The sequence below is a fragment of the Micromonospora sp. B006 genome (genome assembly GCF_003408515.1).
GTDB classification, from domain to species: Bacteria; Actinomycetota; Actinomycetes; order Mycobacteriales; family Micromonosporaceae; genus Micromonospora; species Micromonospora echinospora_A.
This window is the reverse complement of the sequence record NZ_CP030865.1, coordinates 2,149,516-2,174,504: the sequence shown is the minus strand read 5'-3', so window position 1 is coordinate 2,174,504 and position 24,989 is coordinate 2,149,516. Positions and strand designations below refer to the sequence as shown.

Below are 24,989 nucleotides of genomic sequence, written 5' to 3'. Positions count from 1 at the left end.
CCTCTCCCCTGCTCCTGTGCCGATCGTAGGCGCTCGCCGTGGCCCGGGTGGCGGGTTGGCCGCGCGGACACGGCACGGGGCCGGACGCCTGGGCGTCCGGCCCCGTGTCACGGCGGCGGTCAGTGGATCGGCACCGCCATCGGGCGCTTGTCCTCGCCCGTCTCGCCGTCGAGCAGGTGCGACGGCTCGCGCCGGCGCGGCAGGAAGGCGGCCGGGACGAAGGTGAGCAGCACCAGCCCGAACGCGACCCAGAACGTGGTCGAGAAGGCGCCCGCGGCGTAGTCGAGCCCGCGCTCGATGAGCGACGGCGGCACCGGGAACTGCTGGATCAGCTCGGGCCGCTGCTGCGCGGCGATGGCGAGCTGGGACTCGGTCAGCGGGGCGCCGGTGCCCGGGTCGGTCACGCCCGGGATCGGCCGCGAGCCGTTCAGCTCGCTGGTGAGGATGACCGACATGATCGCGGCGCCGATCGATCCGCCGATCTGCTGGAGGATGTTGACCAGCGTGGAGCCGCGCGCCACCTCGGCGGCGCTGAGTGTCTTCAGCGCCGAGGTCATGATCGGCATCATCGTGCCGCCCATGCCGAGGCCCATCACGAACAGCGAGCCGCAGAGCAGCCAGTACGAGGTGTCGGTGCCGAGCTGCGTGAAGGTGAAGAACCCGGCTGCGATGAGCACCAGCGCGAAGGGGACCGTCCGGCCCACCGGCACCCGGTCGGCGAGCATGCCCGCGATCGGCATGGTCAGCATGGCGCCGATGCCCTGCGGCGCGATCAGCAGGCCCGCCGCGAGCGTCGTCTCGCCGCGCACCTGCAGGAAGTAGCTCGGGAACAGCAGGCCGGCGCCCATGAACGCGATGATGAACACGAACATGGTGATCGCGGCGATGGTGAGGTTGCGGTTGCGGAACAGCCGCAGGTCGAGCAGCGGGTGCCGGGGCCGGAACGAGTAGGCCACGAAGGCGACCACGAGCGCGCCGCCGGCCAGCATCGGCAGCCAGACCTTGGTGTCGGCGATCGTGCCGGTCTCCGGCAGCGTGGAGATGCCGTACAGGAACAGGGCCAGGCCCGGCGAGAGCATCAGCATGCCGAGGAAGTCGAACGACTGGGACGGCTCGGCGTTGTCCTTCGGCAGGGCGAGCTGGGCGTAGATCAGCGCGACCACGCCGATCGGCAGGTTGATCAGGAAGATCCAGTGCCAGCTGGCGACGTCGATCAGCCAGCCGCCGAGGATCGGGCCGGTGATCGGGCCGAGCAGCATCGGGATGCCGAGCACGGCCATCAGGCGGCCGATGCGGTGCGGGCCGGCGGCCCGGGTCATGATCGTCATGCCGAGCGGCATGAGCATGCCGCCGCCGAGACCCTGGACCACACGCCAGGCGATCAGCTCGCCGATCGAGTCGGCCGTGGCGCACAGCCCGGAGCCGATGGTGAACAGTGCCAGCGCCACCATGTAGAGGCGTTTCGTGCCGAACCGGTCGGCGGCCCAGCCGCTGAGCGGGATCACTGTGGCCAGCGCGAGCGTGTAGCCCGTCATGGTCCACGCGACGCGCGCGTACGAGGCGTCGAAGTCGCTCTGGAACGTCGGGAGCGCCACGCTGACGACTGTCACGTCGAGGATCGACATGATCGCGCCGAGCACGACGACGCCGGCCACCTTGAGCACCGCGGCGTCGAGCTTTGTCGACGTCGCGACGGGTTGCTGGGTCACTAACGGTCTCCTGGATCCGGTTCGGCTGCGGGAAGGCGGGGGGTCGCCACGCACCGTCCGGGCGCGGGCGGAACGCGCGGCGGGGCGACGTCCGGCGGGAAGCCTAACCACGACCGGTGACGCGCCGCGGCGGGTTTTGCCGACTGACGAACGTCCCGGACCTGCGCACGGCCGCACGGCAGGCCGGCGCCTCACGGAAAAGGGTGGTTGCGCGCCGATTCGTGCGGCTCGGCGGGACCGCGGGCGCAACGGCGACGTGACGAAGGTCATCACGCGTCCGGGCAGCTCGGGGCGCATGCCGGCGCGCCGTTTCAGCCCATCTGACCCATCAGTTCGATCTCGGCGGTCCGGGAGCGCTCGACCCGGCGGGCCAGCTCGCGTACCCGCTCGCTGGTGCCGGCGGTGACCTGGGCGCGGGCCAGGTCGGCCGCGGTGCGCTGGTGCCGGCTCAGCACGTCGAGCAGCACCCGGTCGGTGTCGGCGGGCGCGGCCGCGCGCAGCCGGGCCAGTCCGGCGGCGGCGTCGCTGTGCGCGGAGTGGTCGTGCCGGGCGGCCGCGGCGGCGGCCGCCGGGCCGGCGTCGCGCAGCCACTCGCGCATGGTGGCCAGCTCGTCGGTCTCGGTGGCCCGCACGGCGGCGATCAGCGTGCGGATGCGCGAATCGGTGACGCGGTCGAGGCCGAGCCGGACGATCTCCAGCGTCTGCTCGGTGTGGGCCACCATCATGGCCAGGAACAGCGCGTCGATCCCGCTGACCGTGGCGTCCGCGCCGGCCGGGACCGAGGCCGCGCCGGGCGGGACCGAGGCGGTGGCGGGCGGGACCGGCGGGGACGGATCCGCGGCGGGCGGCCCGCCGCACCCGGGCAGGGCCAGCACCACGCCGAGCAGGGCGGCGGCGGACGCGCGGCGGAGCCGGGGACCGGCCGGCTCCGCCGCGCGGGTACGCGGCCTCAGATCTGCTGCCACAGCGCCGGCACGTTCGGCGGCTCCCAGCCGGCGATGGCGGTGTGCGCCTGGCGGCAGCGGTAGGTGCGGCCGTCATAGGTCACCGTGTCGCCGACCTGGTACGTCCGCCCGGCCGTCCACGTGCCACCCGGCGCCGGCGTGCTGGTCCGGGTGGGCGTGGGTGAGGGCGCGGGGGTGGTCGGCGCCGCCGTCGGGGTGGGCGACGGGGTCGGGTTGCCGCCGCCGATCTGCAGGTCGACGCAGGAGTAGAAGGCGTTGGCGGTGTCGGAGATGTTCCAGATGGCGAGCAGCTTCTGCCGGCCGGAGAAGCCGCCCAGGTTGACCGTGTGCGACACGGTCGCGCCGGGCTGGCGGCCACCGCCGTCGACCACCGCGACCCGGGTGCCGCCGATCCAGTACTCCCAGTTGGCGGTGGCGTGCCGGGCGGTGTTGACCCAGGTGAACGTGACGGTGCTGCCGACCGAGGTGGCCGGCCAGTTGCGGCTGTCGTCGTTGAGCACCGCGAACTGGGCGATGCCGGCGTGGCAGCTGCGCAGGCCCTTGGGGCCCTCGACGCTCTGCGGCTCGTACTTGATCTGGCCGCAGTCGGGCACCCGGTTCTGCGCGCAGAGCGCCTGGCGGCTGGGTGGCGAGGAGACGTAGCCGTGGGCCTGCGCGGGCGCGGCGAGCGCCAGCGTGCCGGTGACGGCGCCGGCGGTGAGCAGGGGGAGGGTGATTCTTCGGCGCATGGTGGCAACTCCTTCAGGGGGAACGGAAGGTGTCCCGAACATAAATTAAACATTGTTAACAGTAAAGACTCCTGTCTATAAATTAAGCCCTGCACTCCCTGGCGCCGGGCGTATGATCCCCATCGATGGCTCGCCGCGCGGAGCCGATCGTCGTTCGTGGGCATCCCGCCGCCGTCACGGCTCCGGGAGGACGACGCAGAACCGGGCATCTCCCCGTCGTTCCACTCCCCCGAAGGACATCCCCGGATGAGAAGACCCACTGCGTTCGCGGCCGCCCTGCTGCTGCTCGCCACCGCGCTCGGCACCGCCGGCGGTCCGGTCGCCGCCGCCGACCCCACAGACCCGGTCACCGTCACCGTGAACACGCGCGCCGGGCTGGCCACCGTCCCGGCCACCGCGCTCGGCGTCAACCACGCCATCTGGGACGCGCAGCTCGGCAGCGCCGAGACGTCCGACCTGCTCAAGGCGGCGGGCGTGAAGATGCTGCGCTACCCCGGCGGCTCCTACGCCGACATCTACCACTGGGAGACGCACACCGCGCCCGGCGGCTACGTCGCGCCGAACACCGACTTCGACACGTTCATGGCCAGCGCCCGGCGCGTCGGCGCCGAGCCGATGATCATCGCGAACTACGGCACCGGCACGCCCGCCGAGGCGGCGGCCTGGGTCCGCTACGCCAACGTCACCAAGGGCTACGGCGCCAAGTGGTGGACCGTCGGCAACGAGAACTACGGCAACGGCCACTACGGCTCGGCCTGGGAGGCGGACAACCACCCGGACAAGAGCGCCTCCCAGTACGCGCGGCTGGTGATCGAGTACGCCGACGCGATGAAGGCGGTCGACCCGAGCATCAAGGTCGGCGCGGTGCTCACCATGCCCGGCAACTGGCCCGACGGGATCACCGCCGGGTCCGACCCGGGACCGTGGAACCAGACCGTGCTCTCCCTCGCCGGCCCGAAGATCGACTTCGTGGACGTGCACTGGTACCCGGGCGGCAACGCCGCCGACTCGCTGGCCCGCACCAACCACCTGCCCGACGCGGCCTGGCTGCTGCGCCAGCAGATCGCCAAGTACGCCGGCCCCGGCGCCGACCGGATCGGGATCAGCTTCACCGAGCTGAACGTCGACGCCGGCCGCACCACCGCGCCCGGCGCGCTGTTCCTCGCCGACGCCTACAGCGGCCTGCTGGAGCAGGGCGTCTTCACCGTGCAGTGGTGGAACGTGCACAACGGCATCGGCACGGTCTCCGAGGTGGCCGGGCAGACCGACTACGGTGACTTCGGGATGCTGTCCAGCGGCAACTGCACGAGCGACGGCGAGGTGTGCCAGCCGCCGTTCAACACCCCGTTCGCGCCGTACCACGCGCTGTCCATGATGAACCTGTTCGCCCGGCCCGGTGACCAGCTCGTCCGCGCCGGAACCGACCAGCCGCTCGTCGCCGCGCACGCGGTCCGGCGGCCGGACGGCAGCGTCGCGGTCCTGCTGCTCAACAAGGACCCGGACACGGCGTACCCGGTGGCACTCGACTACGCCGGTTTCACCCCGGCCGACGAGGCGCCGACAGTGCACACGCTCGCCAACGGCGCGACCGGGATCAGCACCGGCCGCTCGGGCAGCGCCACCGTGCGCACGCTGCCGCCGTACTCGCTGACCACGCTCGTGCTGCGACCGGCCGGAAGCTCGGCCGGGCGGCCCGGCGCCCCGGGCCGGCCGACGGCGAGCGCGGTGACCGACCGGGCGGCGACCATCTCCTGGCCGGCGGCCACGCCGGGCGCGTCCCCGATCGCCAAGTACGAGGTGCACCGGCAGTACGGCGCGGTCAGCGAGCAGCTCGGCGAGACCGCCGGCACGTCGCTGACGGTGGGCAACCTCGAACCGGGCGCCCGCTACACGGTCAACGTGCTGGCCCGGGACACCGCCGGGCGGGTCTCCTGGTCGTCGCCGCCGCTGACGTTCGCCACCGGCAGCCCGGCCGAGAGCTCCTGCGCGGTGCGGTTCAACGACGACAACGACTGGGGCAACGGGTACGTGGCCAACGTCGAGGTGATCAACACCGGCGCGAAGGCGCTGGACGGCTGGACGCTCACCTGGACCTGGCCGACGGCCTGGCAGCAGGTGAACAGCGGGTGGAGCGCCACCTGGGACCAGCAGGGCCGCAACGTGCGGGTCACGCCCACCGACGACAACCGGCGGCTCGCCGCCGACGGCGGGAGCACCACCGTCGGGTTCGTCGGCGCGTACAGCGGGCCGAACGTGCCGCCGGGCGCGTTCCGCCTCAACGGGACGGTCTGCACGCTGCGCTGACCGGTCCTCAGCCCCGGCCGGGTGGCCGGAGCCGCACGTCGGCCGCCGCCGGGACCCTCGGGTTCCGGCGGTGGCCGGCGCGGCGCGGCGCGGGGACCACGTGGGGACGCACCGGTCCGGCCGCCTCGACGAGCGCGGGCCGGTCCGGCGCGGGCCGGGGCAGCACGGCCAGGATCGCCACGAGCAGCGCCATCGAGACGAGGCCGTCGAGCCAGTAGTGGTTGCCGGTGACCACCACCACGAGCGCGGTCACCAGTGGATGGGCCAGCCAGAGCCAGCGGCGGCGTCCGGCGGTGACCGCCATCAGCGCCAGCGCGATCGCCAGCGCCCAGCCCACGTGCAGGGACGGCATCGCCGCGTACTGGTTGCTGAGCTGGTCGGTGTCGGGCGGTCCGTAGACGCTCGGGCCGTAGCGGGTGCCGGTGTCGACCAGGCCGGTGAGCTCGGTCAGCCGGGGCGGCGCGAGCGGGACACACACGTGCAGCACCAGCGCCACGGCGGTCAGCGCCGCCAGGGCGCGCCGCAGCCGCAGGTAGTGGGCCGGGCGGCGCAGCCAGAGCCAGACCAGGCAGAGCACAGTGGCCGGGAAGTGGACGTAGGCGTAGTAGCTGTTCGCCAGCCGCATCAGGATCTCGTGCGACAGCAGCGGCCCCTGCACCGCCGCCTCGTCCGGCAGACGCAGCAGCCGCTCCAGGTGCCAGATCCACTCGCCGTTCGCGAGGGCCAGGTCGGCGTGGTCGGCCACCACCTGCCGGCCCGCCTTGTAGGCGAGGAAGAGCACGGCGACGAGCGCCAGCTCACGCGCGGCCCGCCGCCATGAGGCGAGGCGCGCGGGCGCGGCCCGCGTGGTGTCCACGGCTCCTCCTTCGGTGCCTCCGGGCACGGAACAGGGCCGCCGCCGGGGTCGGCGACGGCCCTGGGGGTACGGGCTCAGCGGCGGGCGCGTTCCTCCCGGCCGGCCGAGTCCACGCTCACCTCGTCGAAGGCGGGCGCGCCGTCGACGGCGTCCGCTCCCACCGCCACCGACCGGCCGGTGTCCGGCAGGTCGAGGCTGGAACGCAGGGTGACCGGGCGCAGCAGCAGCGCCGCAACGATACCCACCACCGCGATGGCGGCCGAGATCAGGAAGATGTGCCCCGTTGCGTCCCCGTACGCGGCCCGCACGATCTCCCGTACCGGCTCGGGCAGCGCGTCGAGGTTGAGCGTGCTGCCGCCGCCTCCGCCGGAGGCGGGGATGCCGGCCGCGGCGAGGTCGCCGGTGATCCGGTCGGTGACCCGGCGGGCCAGCACCGCGCCGAGCACCGACACGCCGATGGTGCCGCCGAGCGAGCGGAAGAACGCCACGCTGGCGCTGGCCGCGCCGATGTCCTTGAGAGAGACCGTGTTCTGCACCGCGAGCACCAGGTTCTGCATGGTCATGCCGACGCCGACGCCGACGATGAACATCGCGATGCCGACGAAGACGAGCGACGTCTCGTGGTCGATGGTGCCGAGCATGGCGAACCCGATGACCAGCACGACCGCCCCGAACACGATGTACGGCTTGATCTTCCCGGTGGCGGTGATCATCCGGCCGGCCACGATCGAGGAGAGCAGCACGCCGACCATCATCGGGATGGTCAGCAGACCGGCCTCGGTCGGGCTGTAGCCGCGGCCGATCTGGAAGTACTGGCCGAGGAAGACCGCGCCGCCGAACATCGCCATGCCGACCGCGAGGCTGCCGAGGATCGCCAGGGCGGTGGTGCGCTCGCGGACGATGTGCAGCGGCACCACCGGCTCGGCGGCCCGCGACTCCACCCAGACGGCGAGCCCGAGCAGCAGCACCGCACCGCCGACCATGGCGCCGGTCTGCCAGGAGGCCCAGGCGAACGAGTCGTCGACGAACGAGATCCAGATCAGCAGCACGCTGACCCCGGCGGCGATCAGCGAGGCGCCCAGGTAGTCGATCTTGACGTTGTCCCGGCGCGCGGTGGGCAGGTTCAGGGTGATCTGGAGCAGGAACAGCGCGACCACCGCGACCGGCACGCCGACGAAGAAGCACCAGCGCCAGCCGAGCCACGAGGTGTCCACGATCAGGCCGCCGAGCAGCGGGCCGCCAACGGTGGCCAGCGCCATCACGCCGCCCAGGTAGCCGTTGTAGCGGCCCCGCTCGCGCGGCGGGATCATGGCCGCGATGGCCACCTGGACCAGCGCCTGGAGGCCACCCACGCCGATGCCCTGGAAGGCCCGGGCGCCGATGAGCTGCCCGGCGCTCTGCGAAAAGCCGGCCGCGACCGACCCGACCAGGAACACCACGATGGCGACCTGGATCAGCAGCTTCTTGTTGAACAGGTCGGCCAGCTTGCCCCAGATCGGGGTGGTCGCGGTCGCGGTGAGCAGGGTGGCGGTGACCACCCAGGTGTACTGGGTCTGCGAGCCGTTGAGCGCTCCGATGATCTTCGGCAGAGCTGTCGAGACCACGGTGCCGCTCAGCATGGCCACGAAGAGCACGAGCAGCAGACCGCTGAGCGCCTCCAGCGTCTGCCGCTTGCTCATGGGCGCGGCCTCGGCCGTCGCGGTGGGTGCGCTCATGCGCGCGTCCTCCAGGTGTGTCGATGCGGGTCGGCCCCTTCGTTGCCTCAAGCAATCAACACTAAACCTTGCCCGTCAGGCAAGTTTGCCCATTGAGAAATGGGTCACCTACGCTTGTCGCCATGGAGGAGTGCACCGGGCTGCGCGAACGAAAGAAGGCGGCGACGCGTCAGGCGTTGCACGAGGCGGCGCTGTCCCTCGCCGTCGAGCACGGCCCCGACCGGATCACCGTCGAGGCGATTGCCGACGCCGCCAACGTCTCGCGGCGCACGTTCTCCAACTACTTCAGCGGTAAGGAGGAGGCCCTCTTCCACGGCGACACGATGCGGCTGCGCCGGCTCCTCGCGCTGGTCGCGGAGCAACCGGCGCAGCTGCCACCGTGGGCCGCGCTGACCCGGGCCGCCCTGGCCCAGGCCGAGGACGGCTACGACGACCCGGCCGAGCCCTGGCTCAACCGGCGCCGGCGACTGCACGGCCAGCCGAGCCTGGCCGCCCACCAGGTCGCCGCGTACGCCGCGCTGGAGCGGGAGATGGCCGCGGAGCTGGCCCGCCGTCTCGACGGACCCCAGGCGGCGCTGCGGGCCCGGATCATCGCCGCGACGTTCCTCGCGTCCCTGCGGATCGCCGCCCAGGAGTGGCTGGAGCACCCCGGGCGGCCGTTGCGCGACGTGCTGCGCGACGTGCTCGCCCACGCCGCCCCGGCGGCCGGCTGAGCGCACCCGGTCCGCCGGAGGCGGCGGTACCGGTGACATGGCCGGCGAATGCCACACCCGGCCTGACCTGGGCTGACACACTCGCCCGGTGGGTGGCGACCGGTGGCGCAAGGGGCTCGGGCCGGCGACCGGCGTCGCCCCCGCCACCCGGGTCGACCGGTTCGAGATCTTCTTCGACCTCGTCTTCGTGGTGTCCTTCTTCATCATCACGCGCGCCACCGCCGCCAACGTGACGCCGCGGGAGCTGCTGCACGCGCTGCTGGTGCTCGCCGTGCTGTGGTGGTGCTGGGTGGTGCACAGCGCGGTGGCCGCCCGGCTGCGCCTCGGCGAGGGCTTCGTGCCGATCCTCATGGTGGTCGGCATGATCGCGCTGTTCACGTTCGCGCTCGCGCTGCCGCAGACCTTCGGCGACCTGGACAAGGGCAGCGCCGGGCCGATCCTGGTCACGATCAGCTACGTGGTGATCAGGGTCGTGCACACCGCGCTGTACTGGTACGCCACCGGCGACGACCCGCCGGCCCGCCGCAAGCTGCGGCTGTTCCTGCCCGAGGCGCTGCTCACCGCGACCCTGCTCCTGGTGGCGGCGCTGCTGCCGCCGCGGGTCCCCGCGGACGTCGGCCCGTGGCTGCGCGACGGACTGTGGATCGCCGTGGTGGCCATCCAGTACAGCAGCGGCCTGCTCGCCGGCACCGACGGCTGGAAGATCACCTCGGCCGAGCACTGGACCGAACGGTACGACCTCATCCTGATCATCGCGCTCGGCGAGTCGGTCATCTCGGTCGGCGTGGGCGGCAACCTGCTCGGTCAGCCCGTGACCTGGCCGGCGATCCCGGCGGCGATCTTCGGCATCCTGTTCACCGCCGCGCTCTGGTGGGCGCACTTCGACATGATCGGCCCGGCCGCCCGGATCGCGCTGCACGCCGCCCAGGGCCACGCGCGGGTGACGCTGGCCCGCGACGCGTACGCCTACCTCTACCTGCCCATGATCGCCGGCGTGATCCTGTTCGCGATCGGCGCCGAGGAGCTGGTGCGGATCGTCACCGACCCGGCCGGCGGAGCGATGGAGCGCGGCCACGGGCCGGCGGTGCCGCTGCTCTTCGGTGGTGTGCTCGTCTACCTCGCCGCCAACATGGCGTTCCAGTGGCGCGCGCTGCGGACGCTGTCCTGGACCCGGCTCGGCACCCTGCTCCTGCTCGCCGCGGTGCTGCCGGTCGGGCAGCACCTGCCGGCGCTCGGCGCGCTCGGCCTGCTCACCGCGATCTGCGTGGCCCTCGTCGCGGCCGAACTGGTGATCTTCGCCGATTCCCGGGTCGCGTTGCGCCGGCTGATGCACGAGGAGAAGGCGAGCGCCGAGGAGAGCGAAGCCGCCTGGCGGGCCCGCTGGCGCGACGACGGCGACAGCGCCCCGCACCGACCTTGACACAGGCCCTAGAGTCTCCGCGTGATCGAGATCGTCACCGAGGTCGACCTGTTCCACCCGCCCGCCCGGACCTGGCGGGCGCTGACGGAACGCGCGCTGCTGGCCAAGTGGTTCGCCGACAGCTCGCCCGAGTCCGACCGGTGGGTGCTGGCCACCGCCGCGCTGCCCGGGTACGACACCGACACCGAGGTCGAGACCGTCGAGCTGCGCGCGCCGCACCGGCTGGTCGTCCGCTGCCGGGAGGCCGACCGGGCCACCCGCCTGGCCTGCGACCTGGCTCCCACGGCACACGGCACCCGGCTGTCCGTGCGCGAGGTGCTCGAAGAGGGCGACTGGGACGCCGACGCCCGCGCCGAGCAGCACGAGCAGGCGGTCACCGGGCGGCTGCCGGCCATTCTGGACTGGCTGGCGTTCCAGAACGTGGACCTGCGCCGGGCCGAGGGCGGGCTGACCGCCGAACTGCCCGTGGTGCGGCTGCTCGGCGAGGAGCGCCGCCACTCCCGGCGACGCCCGGTGCTGCTGGCGGCCGGCGCGGTGACGCTGCTCGCCGCCGCGGGCGCCGCAGCGGCGCTGTGGGCCACCGGCGACAACCCGAGCGCGCCGGCCGCGTTGCCGCCGTCGGCCCCGCTCGTCGTGCCGTCGGAGTCCGCGCCCGCCGTCCGGCCCACCACGGCCCGGCCCACGCCGAGCGCCAGCCGCCGCAGCGCCTCACCCTCCTCGTCCCCGTCGGCCACCCCCAGCCGTACGCCGAGCCGGACGCCCTCCACCGTGGTGACGGCGCCGTTGAGCGCCACGTACGAGACGGTCAACGACCGGCTGTTCGGCTACCGGGGCGAGGTGGTGCTGCGCAATCCGGGTCCCGCGCCGCGCCCGGAGTGGACGGTCACCGTGACCCTGCACAGCGGCGCGACGGTGAGCAGCGTCAACGGGGCCGAGGCGGCACAGGACGGCAGTGTGGTCACGTTCACCGGGGCCGCGTTGCCGGGCGGCGAGTCCGTCACCATCCGGTTCGACGTGCGCGACCCCGACCCGTCGCACAACGCCCCCGCCGGCTGCGCCACCGACAACACCCCCTGCACCCCCGCCTGACCCTCGCACTCCCCGCCCCACCCCCTTTCACCGCGTTGATCATGAGGTTGAGCCGCGGATTCGTCCGCATTGACGGCGGCCAACCTCATGATCGTCGGGTTCGGGCGAGGGCGGGCGCGGGTTCCGGCGTGTGGGCGCGGGCCCTGATGCGGTGGGTGCGGAAATGAGTTGTTGAGCGTATGGGAGCGCTCCCGTAACATCCCTGACGCGGCTGTTAACGCTCACAAAACAATCGCCACCGCCAATACCAGAGCCGCCGCCCCCGCAGGAGGTCAATTCATGTCCAGATCCAGGCGAGTCAATGCCATATTGGCATCCGCCGGCGCCGCGCTGCTCGCGTCGGCGTCGGTCGCCGTGGCGCAGCTGCCCGCCGGGGCCGCCGCCGCCGGCTGCTCGGTGAACTACGCGATCTCGTCCCAGTGGCAGGGTGGCTTCGGCGCCAACGTCACCATCACGAACCTGGGCGACCCGGTGCCCAGCTGGACGCTGACGTGGTCGTTCGGCGCCGGGCAGACCGTGACCCAGTCGTGGAACACGAGCCTGACCCAGAGCGGGTCCGCGGTCACCGCGCGCAACGTCGACTACAACGGGTCGATCCCGACGAACGGCAACACGTCGTTCGGCTTCAACGGCTCCTGGACCAGCAGCAACCCGGTGCCGACCAGCTTCGCGCTCAACGGCGTGACCTGCACCGGCGGCACCACCACGCCGACCGGCGGCCCGACCGGCGCACCCACCACCGCGCCACCCACCACGGCACCGCCGACCACGGCGCCACCCACGACGCCGCCGCCTGGCAACACGTGCAGTCTCCCGTCGTCGTACCGGTGGTCGTCCACCGGCGTGTTGGCGCAGCCGCGCTCGGGCTGGGTGTCGTTGAAGGACTTCACAGTGGTGCCCTACAACGGGCAGCACCTCGTCTACGCCACCACCCACGACACCGGCACGAGGTGGGGGTCGATGAACTTCGGCCTGTTCTCCAACTGGTCGCAGATGGCCTCCGCCTCGCAGAACGCGATGTCCTCCGGCACTGTGGCGCCGACGCTGTTCTACTTCGCGCCGCGCAACATCTGGGTCCTGGCCTACCAGTGGGGACCCACCGCGTTCTCCTACCGCACCTCCAACGACCCCACCAACCCCAACGGATGGTCCTCGGCGCAGCCACTGTTCACCGGCAGCATCTCCGGTTCCGGCACCGGCCCGATCGACCAGACGCTGATCGCCGACGACCAGAACATGTACCTGTTCTTCGCCGGTGACAACGGCAAGATCTACCGCTCCAGCATGCCGATCGGGAACTTCCCCGGCAGCTTCGGCTCGAACTACACCACCATCATGTCGGACTCGACGAACAACCTGTTCGAAGCCGTGCAGGTCTACAAGCTGCAGGGCCAGACCCGCTACCTGATGATCGTCGAGGCGATCGGCTCGCAGGGCCGCTACTTCCGGTCCTTCACCGCCACCAGCCTGGGCGGCTCCTGGACCCCGCAGGCCGCCACCGAGTCCAACCCGTTCGCCGGCAAGGCCAACAGCGGCGCCACCTGGACCAACGACATCAGCCACGGCGAACTCATCCGCACCACCGCCGACCAGACCTTCACCGTCGACCCCTGCAACCTCCAACTGCTCTACCAAGGCCGCTCCCCCAGCTCCGGCGGCGACTACGGCCTCCTGCCCTACCGCCCCGGACTCCTCACCCTCCAGCGCTGAGCGCGTACCCCGAGGTGTGGAGAGCCCGGCCCGCGAACCACGCGGGCCGGGCTCTCCGGCGTCTCGCCCGACGGCGATCGTTGCCCCGGAGGCAACGACGGTGGCCCGGTCCGGCGTTGATCGGCACCGCCTGGCCCGGGAGGGTGGAGTTGTCACCACCTCCCGAGCGAAGGGTTGGGCAGATGTCGTTCCAGGCATACCTCGACGCGATCGAGGACAAGACCGGCAAGACCCCACGCGTCCTGGTCGACCAGGCCAGGGAGCGTGGCTACGACGCGGCGGACGTGAAGGCCGGCGTGATCGTCGGCTGGCTCAAGGACGAGTACGGCCTCGGCCGGGGACACGCGATGGCCCTGGTCCACGTGATCAAGAACGGGCCGAAGATCAGCGTCAAGCACGTCGGCTCCACCGGCTCCCACCGCGACGACAGCGACACGCTGTGGCTGGACGGCAAGGCCGCCCGAGCCTCCGCGTAGCGGGTGTGGACAGCGACGCCTATCGTTCGGCCCATGGGAGCGATCAAGCCGTGGCACCTGTCCGTCCTGGCGATCTGCTGCCTCGTGCCGCTCGTCGCGGCGGTGGCGGCGGGGGTGTGGGCGCGGCGCCGGTCACGTGAGCGCCGCTGACCGTCAGCTGTCGACAGCGCCGGAGCGGACGAACTCCTCCACAGCGGTGCAGACCCGCCCGAGCGCCTCGGCCGAGGCCGCCAACGGCCCAGGCACCATCATCGAGTGGTCGGCGTCGGCGACCTCCACCACGTACGGGGTGAGCCGGCGCGCCACCGTACCGTCCCAGACCCGGTCGGCGGTGCCGCCGGCCAGCAGGAACGGCGCGGTGGCCCGGCCCAGCGGCTCCCGTACCGCGGGGTCGGTCAGCAGCGGCGTCAGCCAGACCGCCGGAATGCCGCGGTCGGCGGCGAGCGGTGCGGCGAAACTGCCGAGCGACTTGCCCACGAGCAGATCCACACCGGCGTCGAGGACCGGGTCCAACTGCTCGGCGACCCACTCCGGCGCGCCGTCGAGGCGCAGATCGCCCAGCGACCGCCAGGTCACCTCGTGCACGTCGAAGCCGAGCCGGCGCAACGCCTCCCCGATGTAGACGAAGAGCGGCCCCCGGGTGTCGTAGCCCCGTCCCGGAGCGAGTACCGCGCGCCGATCCGCCATGGTCGCTCGCCTCTCGTTCGATCGATGCGTCACGCTACTGCTTCGTCCGGAACGATGTTGTCCGCCGTTCCGGGACAGTCGCAGTGGCGAGTTGCGCTCGGGGCGAGGTCACCTTTCGGACGCGCAGTTCGGTCCTGTGCGGCACATGGCCAGGCAAATTGCGGTCGGGCGGGTTTCGGATGGATGCCGATCTCGCCTTGCCGGGATCGCCCCGGAGTACCTCTATTGTGTCGGCGCCCCGACATCTGGCTGCCGACGGTATGCGCGGGCCTGTTTCCCGGGAGTGGACGACAATTATCCTGATTGCTGGGATGCGTGCCGGCTTCCCGGCCGGCCGGGCTGTCGCGTTGCGCGTCGATCTGGCTGCCGAACTGCTCCGTCGTCGGAGCCTGCCCGCAGGGTGGAATTCGCTGGCGTGCGGCCGGGGCGGGGCGGATAGGGAGGGCGTCGACCTGCTGCTACGAATGGAAGCCAAATACCCTCAGAATCATAGGTGATATCGGGCTGCGGCTCATCGGACTGTCCGGTTCGAGCGCTTGGGGTCGCTACGGCGGCTGTGGGTGAGTAATGACCGCTTTTGCGGAAACTCTTATGCAATTTACCTGCCCCCAATTAATCGGCGATGCGATAGTATTGACGCCGATCGAGGAGATCGATTCGGACGGTCTGATCATCTTCAGGGATCGCGTCGCGACCGTCGAGCGACCGTTCATCGGTTCACCACCGTCCACCGGTCGGCTCCATCGGCTACCGACCGCGGAGGGATGATTGGTCCGGCTTCCGATGCCCGGCAGAGTCAGCCGAGTCGACGCGGGGCCAGCGTTGCGGGGCGCGGCTGTCGCGATGCTGGTCTGTGTGATGTTGGGCGGGAGCGTGGTCGCCGCGGTTCGGGTGGTCCAGTCCGGTGACGCGGAGACCACGTTCTTCGTCGCGACGGCTCTGGCTCTGGTCTGTTCCTACGGCACCGCCGGGATGATCCTGATCGGGTCGGCCGCCAACCCGGTGACCGGCACACTGTTCTTCACCGTCGCGATGGTGTGGCTGGCCCGGAGCACCGGGCCGCTGCACGGCGAGACGGGCACCGGAGTGGCCGCCGTCGCGCACCCGCTGATCTGGACTCTCCTGGTGGCCGTCCTGGTCACCCAGCCGCACGGCCGTACGCGTACCCGGGCGGATCGCGTCCTCTTGGCCGCCGCGCTCGCCGGGCTGCCGCTGCTGGTCATCGACAGCTATGCCGCTCCGGCCAGCCCGATCGACCCGTGCCTGGCCTGCCTTCCCGAGCCGGGCTGGGCCGCCGAGCCGTACGGGCCGGTGGCCGCGCGGCTGGTGGTCTCGGTGGTGGCGATCTGGCTCGCCGTCCACCTGATCAGGCGATGGCAGCGCGCGCAGCGGGTCGTCGCGCTTCCGGGCATCCTCCTCTGCGTGCAGGTGAGCGCCGCGGCGATGGTGCCTGTGTTGACCACTCCGCCCCATCTGGCCTGGCTGGTGAGTAATGCGGCAGGTGTGGTCCTGCAGATTCTGATACCGCCGTCGGTGCTGCTCGCCAACGCACGCGGCTGGCGGGCCGACGCCGCGCTCTGGGAACGTCGCTACGAGCAGGAGGCGCGGAACGGCCGGCACCGGGCGCGCAGCGAGATCGAACGGGACCTGCACGACGGCGCGCAGTTGCGGCTGGTCACCGCGACCCTGCTGGTGCAGATGGCGCGCCGGACGAAGCGGGACACCGCCGAGGCGGACGCTCACCTGGACGCGGCGGTCACCGAGTTGGGCATGGCACTCACCGAGTTGCGGCTGCTGAGCCGAGGGATGCGTCCGCCCGCGCTGGATCGGCGCGAGCTGCACGAGGCGCTGGCCGCCCTGACCACCAACACGCCGGTGACGGTGCGGATCGAGGGCCGGCCTCGCCTGGTTCCGCGTGAGGTGGCGGAAGCCGCCTACTTCGTCGTGGCGGAGGCGTTGACCAACGCGGTCCGGCACGGGGGCGCCTCGACGGTGGTGATCCGGATGCGGATGGAGCAGAACTGCCTGTACCTGGAGGTGTGCGACGACGGCTCCGGCTCGACTCGGACCCTTGACGACGAAGACTGTCTGAGTAACCTCTGCCGCCGCGCCGAAGCACTCGGCGGCCGGCTGGAGTTGGAGAGCCGACCCGGCGTCGGCACGACGCTGCGGACGGTGATCCCGTGCGCATCGTCATCGCAGACGACGCGGTGCTGATCCGGGAGGGCTTGTCGGCCCTCCTGCGGCAGGCCGGGATGACCGTGCTCGCGGCGGTCAAGGACGCGCACGAACTGCTGGACGCGGTGGCCGGGCACCGCCCGGACGCGGTGATCGTCGACATCCGGATGCCGCCGACCTACACCACCGAAGGGCTGGCCGTCGCCGAGCGGATCCGGCGGGACTATTCAGGCATCGCGGTGCTGGTCCTCTCCATGCACATCGAGACGGAGTACGCGCTGGCGATCGTCAACTCGGGCGAGGGTGGCGTCGGATATCTGCTCAAGGAGCGCATCCTCGACGTCGAGCAGGTGGTCACCGCGTTGCGTGAACTGGCGAGCGGTGGAGCGGTCATCGATCCGGCACTGGTCGAGGAGTTGATGGCCCGCCGCCGGACGGGTGGCCGGATCGACCGCCTGACCGTCCGGGAGCAGGAGGTGCTGGCACTGATGGCGCAAGGGTTGACCAACCGGGCGATAGCCGACCGTCTGCGGCTGAGCAGCAAGACCATCGAGTCATATGTGACGAGCATTCTGGAGCGGCTGCAGATCGACGCGGCGGAGGGTGTGCACCGGCGGGTACGGGCGGTGCTGATGTACCTCCGGTCGATCAGCTCCGCCGGTTGGGGGCCTTGAGGCTCCATACGAACGCCGGCCCGGGGTGAGCCGGTGAAATCCGGCTCGGCGAGGCAGGGATTTCCCGGTACCCGCGACGTTCGCCCATCGCTACCTTTCAATCACTGTCCGCTTGTCGCATGACCACGTGTCAGCGACGTCAACTCGGGGGAGAGTTGATGCAGAACGAAGCCGTGGATCCCGAGCCGAAGGTCATCGAGGCCGAGGCCGCCGGCTGGCGTCTGGCGGCGCGGGTGATCAGAGCCGCGCGCGACGAGGTGCTCGCGCTGATTCCGGCCAACTGTGCGCTGCTGTCCGATCAGGAGCCGGGCCGGACCTGGCCGCCTCTGGCCGGATGGTCCGGAGCCGCCCGGGTGCGCGTGGTGGTGGCCGGGGAAACCCTCCTGGACCGGGGCGCCCGGCTGCGGGCCCTGCTGGGCGTCCGGGCCGACGTGCGGAGCGGAAAGCACTCGCCGACGCTGATGGTCGTGCTGGACCGCAACCTGGCGATCGTGTCGCGGGGCGGGGCCACGTCGCCGCTGGCCGTTCGCTCGCCGACCGCTGTGCAGGCGCTGACGACGATCTTCCACCACCACTGGTCCGAGGCGCGGGCGGACTTCATTGACCTTCACGGCAGGCTCAACCCGTTGCAGCGTGACGTGCTGCGGCGGTTGGCCGGCGGGGCCACCGACGACGTGGTCGCGCGGGCGCTGGCCGTGTCCACCCGTACCGTCCAGCGGCAGGTCACGCAGATCATGCAGATGGTGGGTGCCCGGAGTCGGCTCGAACTCGGCATCAAACTGGCCGTGCACGGCCTCTACGAGCGGCCCCCGCTGCGACAGGCGGTCTGAGGGACCGTGCGGGTGGCGGCACCGCTGCGGTGCCGCCACCTCTGTGTACGGTCGCCCGCGCCGCCCGCCCTACGCGCACTCCACCAGGCCGGAACGAATGGCGGTGACCACCGCCGACGTCCGATTGGTGCAGCCGAGCTTGAGCAGTACCCCTGCCACCAGCCGCTTCGCGCCGTGGTCGGAGATCTTGAGGCGTCGCGCGATCTGCTTGTTGCTCAACCCTTCGACAAGCAGCAACAACGTCTCGTGCTCGCGCGGCGTCAGCTTGATGGGCGCCATCGAGGTGGGCGTACGGCGAATACCCGCCCGGGCCAGCAGTTGCTGCGCCAGGACCGCGGGCATCGGCACCTCACCGGTCATGATCGCCCGGAGCGCGTTCTCCAAGGTGCGACCGGACAGATCCTGCTGAAGCAGGAAGCCGTCCACCACGACGCCGTCCGCCAGTACCGCCTCGGCGGCATGGGCGTCGTGGATCAGCATGACGATCTTGCTCTCCGGGGCGATCAGCGCGGCTGCCGCGATGCCCGCGACGCCGTCGGCCGCGTTGACGACGAGCACTTCGGGTCGCTTGTCGACGGCCTCGGTCAGCAGTTCCGGCATCGAGCGGTAGGAACGGACGGAAGTGGTCAGAGCCAGGCCGCGAAGTGCCATGCTGAGGCCGTCCCGCAGGATGTCGTTGATCATTACGAGTGCGATGCGCAGGCTTGCCGACTCGCGGTGCGGATGGTGTTCGACGATCGTCGCGGTCATGACCGCGCTCCTCTCACTCGGAGTCACACGAATCATCGAAACGGACGGCGGCACGCCCCATCCAGGACCATGTCTCGTTCCGGACATGCTCCGGAGGTCAGCCGCCGTCAGACGTCTCCAGCAGGCTGCCGAGCACCTTGCCGAACTCCGGCGAGGCCAGATAGTTGCGAGCGCCGCGCAGTCGAGGGTCGCAGTCGATTGACACCCTTTCGGTGACACCGGCCGGGCCGGTCCCGGCCGCCAGGAGCAGCGTGTCCTGCACGTCGGTGACATCCACCCAGACGGCCGGTCCGGAGGCGGGCGGTCCCACGGCCGGGGGATGCGGCGCACCCACTGTGATCAACGCGGGGGCGGCGGGACCGGCGTCGGCGAGGGCCAGCGCGGCGGCCACCCCGCCCAGGCAGTGGCCGATCACTATCTCGGTGTCCGGGGTGAGCGCGGCGCGTACGGCGTCGATCGCGGCGTGCCCGGCCGTCGCGCCGGCGGCGAACGCCAGCACCTGACGCAGGGTCCCGGTCAGCTCCTCGGCGGTCAGCCCGCAGAAGTATCGGGACCAGGCCAGCCGGCCGGCCAACGCGTCCCCGTCGACCGGCTCCGCACCGGCCTCGGTGTCGAAGGTGGCGGCCCGCCAGCAGCGCCGCAACAGTGCGGCCTCGGCGGCCGGATCGCTGTCGCCGACGGCCGGCACGCGGTCCGGGGCGTCGAGGTTGACCAGGGCGGCATCCGGCGCCACCGCGGGATAGCCGGCCAGCGCCAGACCGTCCTCGACTGAGCCGATCCACTCCCGGCGGACCGAGTCGTCGGAGCGCCGCGGTCCGCCGGTGCCGTGCACGATGAGCAACCGGGACATCCGTTCTCCCTCTCGGTCGAAGCCGGTTCAGGCGCGCGCGGGCAGCCGGTAGCCGTACCGTGCGACCCGGTCGGCGAGGTCGGCGAGGTCGTCGTCGGCCCCCGGGCCCTGCCGCCATGCCCGCAGGTAGCGGGTGTTCGTGTCCCGGTCCAGGTCGCCGACGTCGAAGACGGGTGGAAGGCCGCCGAAGGCCGCGACGGCCCCCAACGTCCGGTCCGGGTCGTCCATCAGGTCCTCGTAGCGGACGGTCAACATCGCGTCGAGGTGTGTGGCGTCCGCCCGGGCCAGCTCGTGGGCGTGCAGCCAGTGTTCGACGAGCTGCCGCACGGTCAGCGCCGGCGTCCACTTCCGGGTGCTCATCGCCACTGCCACCGGGTGCCGCTTGACCAGCACGAACCGGGAGCCCGGGAAGAGCCGCTGGAAGAACCGGAAGCGCAACAGGTTGGGTGGCGACTTCTCCAGCACGACCGGGCGGCCGGGATCCAGGTAGCGGTCCCACTGCTCGCGCAGCAGCCGGGCGGTGGCCGGGCTGGCCAGCTCGTGATGCTCGGTCATGTGCGCCCCGGGCGCGTACGCGAACCGCCCCGGACCGCCGTGCTGCTCGTCGTAGGGGCAGACGGTCTGCAGGTACTGACCCTCGTCCATCGGCGCGCCGGTCTGCCGGAACCCGGCCACCTGCGGATTCGTGCCGACCAGCGCGGCCAGCAGGGTGGTGCCGCTGCGGTGCATGCCGCCCATGATCAGAAAGCGCCGGCGTGTCACACGACCTCCGCGAGGCTTTCGGGGTGCAGGGCCTCGCCGACCGCGCGGCCGAGGGTCGCGTACGCGGGGGCCCATGCGACGAAGCTGCCCCGCCGCCGGGTCGGCAGCGGATCGGGATGGCTCAGGTAACCGCCGCCCGTGGCGGTGACCAGCGCCCGCCCGGCAGCGGTGTCCCAGTCGTAGACGTCCGCGTTGGCGGCCACGTCGGCGCGGCCCGCCGCGACGTACGCCAGCGCCAGCGCGGACGAACCGAGCCGCCGCACGTCCGCGGCGGCGGTGAGCAGCGCGGCCAGCAGGTCGGTCTCGGTGGTGGACGGCGGCCCTCCGCCGTTCGGGATGTCGCACAGCACGAGCGGCGGCGCCGACGACGCGGAGGTACGCGTGGGCAGCGCGGCGCCGTTCAACCAGGCGCGGCCGTCCGCCGCGGTGAACAACTCCTCGCGCAGCGGGTCGTAGACGCAGCCGCCCACGGTACGACCGCCGATCCGCAGTCCGATCGACACGCAGAAGAACGGGATGCCCCGGACGAAGTTGTAGGTGCCGTCGATCGGATCGACGAGCCACACCGGATCGTCCGGTCCGGTCGGGGCGCCGTCCTGCCGGCCGCCTTCCTCGCCCACCACCGTCGAGCGCGTGGCGGCGTCACCCAACGCGGCGCGGATCAACGCCTCGGCGGCCAGGTCGGTCCCGGTCACGACGTCGTGGGCCGCCTGCTTCGGGGAAGCGTCCGTCGGTTCGCCGAACCGCTGCCGGACCAGGCGGCCGGCGTCCACGGCGGACTGCGCCGCCACGTCGATGAGGTCCTGCACCGTGCTGGTCACGGCGCCACGCTAACCGCGTCCGCCCCGGTGCCGCGCTGCCCGGACGTGTCAGCCGTCCGGGCATGCCCATTCGTCGTGGCCGATGGAGGCTCCCGGGCCCGCCGCCGGATCCCGAGCATGGGCGGAAAGCGGTCCGCTGTCGGCGTGACCGGCGGATCGGCCGCACCCGAGAGGCGGAGCGATGGCAGAGAGTTCAGGCGACGGCCGGCGTTTTGGGCGTACGCCCGACCGGCCACGTGGTGCTCAGCACTGGGCCGCTGAGCAGGAAGTGATCGGACCCGGCCTGCAGGCCGTCATGCTCTGGGCGCAGTTGTGCGTCGAGTCCGCCGCCGGCGCGGTCCTGGTCGACGTGGACGGCAACGAGATCATCGACTTCCAGGGAGCCGGCGGGGTCAACTCGATCGGCCACGCCAACCCGCGTCTGATCGCCGCCCTCACCGCCGAGCTCGCCACCGCGCCGGCCGGTGCGTTCGGGTCGGCCGGCCGCCGGGCGATGGCCGAGTCGCTGCGCGGGTTCCTGCCGCCGCCGCTGGACCGGATCCAGCTCTACAGCGGCGGCACCGAGGCGGTGGAAGCGGCGCTGCGGCTGGCCAAGTCGGTCACCGGCAAGCACGAGTTCCTGTCGTTCTGGGGCGGCTTTCATGGCAAGACGCTGGGCAGCCTGGCGCTCACCGCGGGGGCACGGGCCGGTCTCGGCCCGCTGCCCTCCGGCTATTTCAGCGCGCCGTACGCCAACTGCTACCACTGCCCGCTGAAGATGACCTTCCCGAGTTGTGGCTACGCCTGCGTGGAGACCGTGCGGGAGACCATCAAGGAGAACTCCACCGGCTCACTGGCCGCCCTCGTCGTCGAGCCGGTGCAGGGCCGGTCGGGCAACGTGGTGCCGCCACCGGGCTACCTGACCGCGCTGGCCTCGGTCGCCGACGAGTTCGACGCGTTGCTGATCGTCGACGAGATGATGACCGGTTTCGGTCGTACCGGTGAGTCGTTCGCCTTCATGCGTGACGAGGTGGCGCCGGACATCGTCACGGTCGGCAAGGGGATGGGCGCCGGATACCCGGTCACCGGGGTGATCTCCACCGCGGAGCTGATGGCCGCCAGTCCGTTCGCCGACCCGAGCGCGAGCTCGTCCAGCTTCGGCGCGTTCCCGCTGGCCTGCCGGGCGGTGGCCACCATCACCGACGTGCTGGTCGACGAGGACCTGCCCAGCCACGTGAGCAAGCTCGGCGCCGAGATGCTGGCCGCGCTCGAGCCGCTGGTCGACGAGTCCCCGCTGGTCGGCGACGTCCGGGGCGCCGGATTCGCGATCGGCATCGAGCTGGTCGCCGACAAGCGGTCCCGCCGGCCACTGGACAAGGGCACCTTCCGGGAGACGTTCCTGGCACTGGTCGACGCCGGGGTGCTGGTGATGACCGGAGGCACCACGCTGCGCCTCTACCCACCGCTGAACGTGGACGCGGAGCTGGCCGAGCAGGCCGTCGAGATCATCCGTCGCGTCCTGATCGACGGCGCGGCGCCCCAGCACCTCGAGGAGGTACCGGCATGAGGATCGCCGTCATCGGTTTCGGCACCGCTGGGGAAGGGCGACTGCACGCATACCGTACGGTCACCGCCGGCCGGGTCGTCGCGGTGCTCGACCCGTCGCCGGAGCGGCGGGCCCGGGCCCGGCAGCTCGACCCCGGCCTGGCCACCTACCCGACACTGGCCGAGCTGCTCGCCGCCCAGCCGGTGGACGCTGTCGACATCTGCACCCCACCGAACCATCACGTCGAGCTGGAACGTGAGGCGCTCGCCGCCGGCCTGCACGTGATCTGCGAGAAGCCGGTCGCGGTGCGCACCGACGAGGCGCTCGACCTGATCGACCTGGCCCGGGACCGGGGCCTGCTGCTCTACCCCGCGCACAACTACGGCTTCTCGCCGATGATGCGGGTGCTCACCGGCGCGGTCGCCGGCGGGCGGCTCGGCGGCCCGTTGCGGGCCCGGTTCCGGATCGCCCGTGACTCGCACGCCCGCGGAGTGCCGGGATGGCAACCGGACTGGCGTCGGGACATCTCGGTGGCGCGGGGCGGGATCATGCTCGACCACGGGACGCACTGCGCGTACATGGCCACCCAGCTCTTCGGCGAGGCGCCCCGGACGGTCTCCTGCGTCGCGCAGTGGGCGGACGGCGACGCCACCGCCGGGATGGACGTGGCCGCCCGGCTGGACCTGGAGTTCGGCGACGCCGGGACCTGCGAGATCGACCTGAGCTGGGTCAGTGACACCCGGTCGAACCGCTATCTGGTCAGCGGCCCGGACGGCGCCGCCGACGTGCACGACGGGATGGCCGAGGTGCGTACGGCGGACGGGCTGGAGCGCACCGACCTGGCCCCGCCGAACCGGGACCAGACCCACCAGGAGTGGTTCCCCGGCATGTTCGCCGACTTCGCCGGCCTGGTCGCCGCTGGTACCGGCTGGGATCGGCCGATGCGGGAGGTCGTCACCACGACGGCGCTGATCGAGGCGGCCTACCGGTCGGCGACCCTTGGTGGGGAGCCGGTCGTGCCGGCCGGCCTCTCGGCCGCGGAAGCGCGGTGACGGCCAGCGAGATCCGGCTCAGCGTGGCGATCATGCACCACCCGCGCCGGCGGGAGCGCATCCCACCGCTCGTGCGCGACTGCGCCCCGCTGACCGCCCGGGTGGTCACCGATCCGGACCCGGACGGGGTGCCCAGCCCGTTGCGTACCGCCAAGGTGGCCTGGCGCGCCGTCGCCGACGGCGCCACCCACCACCTGGTGCTGCAGGACGACATCCGGCTGATCCGGAGCTTCGCCACCCAGGTCCACCACGCGATCGCGGCCCGTCCGGAACACGGCATCTCGCTCTACTCGCACTGGGACAGCCCGCAGAACTCGTACCTGGTCCGCCGCGCGGTGATCGCCGGTTGGCCGTTCGCGCCGCTGTCGCTGTTCGAGTGGACCCCCACCCAGGGGTTCGTCCTGCCGGTGCGGGTGGCCCGGGAGCTGGCCGACTACCTGGCCGGCATTCCGGACGACGTCAAGGACGACGACGAGATGGTGGTGATGTTCTGCCGGGAGGCCGGCATCCCGGTCGTCGGGACCGTGCCGCACCTGGTCGATCACCGGTTCGATCCGACGATCGTCGGGCATCCGGGCCGGTTCCACGCCACCGTCTTCCTGCCGGCTCCGGTCCTGTCGCCGACGTACTGGCAGTTCAGCACGAGCGCCGAGGAGGCCCTGGCGCGGCGGTGCCGCTCCGACGAGAAGCTGCCCTACACCGTGCAGCTGCATCGCAGCCGGTGCCTGTTGCGGCCGCTGCGACCCGGCAGCGGGGAACCGGTCGAACACGGTTTCGGCTGGTACTGGGCTGATCACTGCGGCCTGGTCGGGCTGACCGTGAGTCAGGTGGTGGACGGGTTCGACCGCCTGCTCGGGGTCACCGGCCTGCCCTCGGGTCTGCCCTGGCGACTCGCCCTGGAGGTGTGGGCGGCCGGCTACCTGCTCGGCGCGGACGCGGTGACGGTCCGCCGCGGCGAGGCGGACGGGGTCTGGCCCCCGGCAGCCGTCGGGGCCGGGCTCGCCCAGGCCGCGATGACCAGTTGGATCACCTCCGGCCTGGCGGAGCCGGACGCCGCCGGTCTGACCGTCGAACGACATGCGGCGCTGGTCGCCATCGGCCTGGCCGGGGTGTCGCAGGGCTGGCTCGGCGGCTGGCAGGAGGCGTCGTGACCGCCTGGCATACCTGTTCGGCTA

At 72.0% G+C, this 24,989-nt stretch carries 22 protein-coding genes; 12 read left to right on the top strand and 10 right to left on the bottom strand.

The window, feature by feature from the left end; genetic code table 11:
- Positions 1-119: 119 nt before the first annotated feature.
- The 3 genes from MicB006_RS10375 to MicB006_RS10365 all read right to left on the bottom strand — a co-directional run bounded on the left by MicB006_RS10375 (position 120) and on the right by MicB006_RS10365 (position 3,402).
- Positions 120-1,709 (bottom strand): DHA2 family efflux MFS transporter permease subunit, encoded by a 1,590-nt coding sequence (locus MicB006_RS10375; protein WP_116505550.1) that lies wholly within the window; start codon positions 1,707-1,709, stop codon positions 120-122.
- A 311-nt stretch (positions 1,710-2,020) separates the two neighbouring features.
- On the bottom strand, positions 2,021-2,674 hold the full coding sequence (locus tag MicB006_RS10370) for a DUF305 domain-containing protein (RefSeq protein ID WP_116505548.1): 654 nt from the start codon (positions 2,672-2,674) through the stop codon (positions 2,021-2,023).
- Positions 2,659-3,402: a lytic polysaccharide monooxygenase gene (locus MicB006_RS10365; RefSeq protein WP_116505546.1), complete on the bottom strand. Its 744-nt coding sequence runs from the start codon at positions 3,400-3,402 to the stop codon at positions 2,659-2,661. Before MicB006_RS10365 ends, MicB006_RS10370 begins: the two co-directional genes overlap by 16 nt.
- 246 nt (positions 3,403-3,648) lie before the next feature.
- Between MicB006_RS10365 and MicB006_RS10360 the strand changes: the two genes are divergently transcribed.
- Positions 3,649-5,706 carry a cellulose binding domain-containing protein gene (locus MicB006_RS10360; protein WP_116505544.1) on the top strand — a complete coding sequence of 686 codons (2,058 nt, stop codon included), beginning with the start codon at positions 3,649-3,651 and terminating at the stop codon, positions 5,704-5,706.
- Positions 5,707-5,713: 7 nt separating this feature from the next.
- Here the strand turns inward: MicB006_RS10360 and MicB006_RS10355 are convergent, their stop codons facing one another.
- Positions 5,714-6,562, bottom strand: a complete 849-nt coding sequence (locus MicB006_RS10355) for a phosphatase PAP2 family protein (protein WP_116505543.1) — start codon at positions 6,560-6,562, stop codon at positions 5,714-5,716.
- A gap of 74 nt (positions 6,563-6,636) precedes the next feature.
- Positions 6,637-8,277 carry an MDR family MFS transporter gene (locus MicB006_RS10350; RefSeq protein WP_116505541.1) on the bottom strand — a complete coding sequence of 547 codons (1,641 nt, stop codon included), beginning with the start codon at positions 8,275-8,277 and terminating at the stop codon, positions 6,637-6,639.
- 122 nt (positions 8,278-8,399) lie between these two features.
- On the opposite strand from MicB006_RS10350, the gene MicB006_RS10345 reads away from it, so the two are divergent.
- The 5 genes from MicB006_RS10345 to MicB006_RS10325 all read left to right on the top strand — a co-directional run bounded on the left by MicB006_RS10345 (position 8,400) and on the right by MicB006_RS10325 (position 13,685).
- Positions 8,400-8,990 carry a TetR/AcrR family transcriptional regulator gene (locus MicB006_RS10345; RefSeq protein WP_116505539.1) on the top strand — a complete coding sequence of 197 codons (591 nt, stop codon included), beginning with the start codon at positions 8,400-8,402 and terminating at the stop codon, positions 8,988-8,990.
- Between the two features lie 88 nt (positions 8,991-9,078).
- Positions 9,079-10,410 (top strand): low temperature requirement protein A, encoded by a 1,332-nt coding sequence (locus MicB006_RS10340; RefSeq protein ID WP_116505538.1) that lies wholly within the window; start codon positions 9,079-9,081, stop codon positions 10,408-10,410.
- Positions 10,411-10,431: 21 nt separating this feature from the next.
- Positions 10,432-11,499 (top strand): SRPBCC domain-containing protein, encoded by a 1,068-nt coding sequence (locus MicB006_RS10335; RefSeq protein WP_116505536.1) that lies wholly within the window; start codon positions 10,432-10,434, stop codon positions 11,497-11,499.
- A 279-nt stretch (positions 11,500-11,778) separates the two neighbouring features.
- A complete protein-coding gene (locus tag MicB006_RS10330) occupies positions 11,779-13,209 on the top strand; it encodes a non-reducing end alpha-L-arabinofuranosidase family hydrolase (protein WP_116505534.1) in 1,431 nt (476 codons plus the stop codon).
- A gap of 182 nt (positions 13,210-13,391) precedes the next feature.
- Positions 13,392-13,685, top strand: coding sequence for a DUF4287 domain-containing protein (locus MicB006_RS10325; RefSeq protein WP_073831735.1), 294 nt, complete (start codon positions 13,392-13,394; stop codon positions 13,683-13,685).
- Between the two features lie 153 nt (positions 13,686-13,838).
- Here MicB006_RS10325 and MicB006_RS10320 read toward each other — a convergent pair whose 3' ends face one another.
- Positions 13,839-14,372: an alpha/beta hydrolase gene (locus MicB006_RS10320; protein ID WP_116505533.1), complete on the bottom strand. Its 534-nt coding sequence runs from the start codon at positions 14,370-14,372 to the stop codon at positions 13,839-13,841.
- An 858-nt stretch (positions 14,373-15,230) separates the two neighbouring features.
- Here MicB006_RS10320 and MicB006_RS10310 point away from each other — a divergent pair.
- The 3 genes from MicB006_RS10310 to MicB006_RS10300 all read left to right on the top strand — a co-directional run bounded on the left by MicB006_RS10310 (position 15,231) and on the right by MicB006_RS10300 (position 18,054).
- Positions 15,231-16,589: a sensor histidine kinase gene (locus MicB006_RS10310; protein WP_225980799.1), complete on the top strand. Its 1,359-nt coding sequence runs from the start codon at positions 15,231-15,233 to the stop codon at positions 16,587-16,589.
- Complete coding sequence (locus MicB006_RS10305; RefSeq protein WP_116505529.1) at positions 16,556-17,224, top strand: response regulator transcription factor; 669 nt, start codon at positions 16,556-16,558, stop codon at positions 17,222-17,224. Before MicB006_RS10310 ends, MicB006_RS10305 begins: the two co-directional genes overlap by 34 nt.
- 158 nt (positions 17,225-17,382) lie before the next feature.
- Positions 17,383-18,054 carry a LuxR C-terminal-related transcriptional regulator gene (locus tag MicB006_RS10300; protein ID WP_116505527.1) on the top strand — a complete coding sequence of 224 codons (672 nt, stop codon included), beginning with the start codon at positions 17,383-17,385 and terminating at the stop codon, positions 18,052-18,054.
- Positions 18,055-18,123: 69 nt separating this feature from the next.
- Here the strand turns inward: MicB006_RS10300 and MicB006_RS10295 are convergent, their stop codons facing one another.
- From MicB006_RS10295 to MicB006_RS10280, 4 genes are all read right to left on the bottom strand, one after another.
- Positions 18,124-18,804 (bottom strand): response regulator transcription factor, encoded by a 681-nt coding sequence (locus tag MicB006_RS10295; protein ID WP_073831739.1) that lies wholly within the window; start codon positions 18,802-18,804, stop codon positions 18,124-18,126.
- Between the two features lie 97 nt (positions 18,805-18,901).
- Positions 18,902-19,654, bottom strand: a complete 753-nt coding sequence (locus MicB006_RS31815; protein WP_161565922.1) for a hypothetical protein — start codon at positions 19,652-19,654, stop codon at positions 18,902-18,904.
- Between the two features lie 27 nt (positions 19,655-19,681).
- Positions 19,682-20,416 carry a sulfotransferase gene (locus MicB006_RS10285; protein WP_161565921.1) on the bottom strand — a complete coding sequence of 245 codons (735 nt, stop codon included), beginning with the start codon at positions 20,414-20,416 and terminating at the stop codon, positions 19,682-19,684.
- On the bottom strand, positions 20,413-21,237 hold the full coding sequence (locus tag MicB006_RS10280) for an inositol monophosphatase (RefSeq protein WP_116505519.1): 825 nt from the start codon (positions 21,235-21,237) through the stop codon (positions 20,413-20,415). The genes MicB006_RS10285 and MicB006_RS10280 overlap by 4 nt, the downstream gene beginning before the upstream one ends.
- Before the next feature lie 268 nt (positions 21,238-21,505).
- On the opposite strand from MicB006_RS10280, the gene MicB006_RS10275 reads away from it, so the two are divergent.
- From MicB006_RS10275 to MicB006_RS10265, 3 genes are read left to right on the top strand one after another with little or no spacing between them, the layout of a single operon-like run.
- Entirely contained in the window at positions 21,506-22,783 is a 1,278-nt protein-coding gene (locus tag MicB006_RS10275; RefSeq protein ID WP_161565920.1) for an aspartate aminotransferase family protein, read from the top strand.
- Positions 22,780-23,814 (top strand): Gfo/Idh/MocA family protein, encoded by a 1,035-nt coding sequence (locus MicB006_RS10270; protein ID WP_116505515.1) that lies wholly within the window; start codon positions 22,780-22,782, stop codon positions 23,812-23,814. Before MicB006_RS10275 ends, MicB006_RS10270 begins: the two co-directional genes overlap by 4 nt.
- Positions 23,811-24,965: a hypothetical protein gene (locus MicB006_RS10265; protein ID WP_116505513.1), complete on the top strand. Its 1,155-nt coding sequence runs from the start codon at positions 23,811-23,813 to the stop codon at positions 24,963-24,965. The genes MicB006_RS10270 and MicB006_RS10265 overlap by 4 nt, the downstream gene beginning before the upstream one ends.
- Positions 24,966-24,989 lie beyond the last annotated feature (24 nt).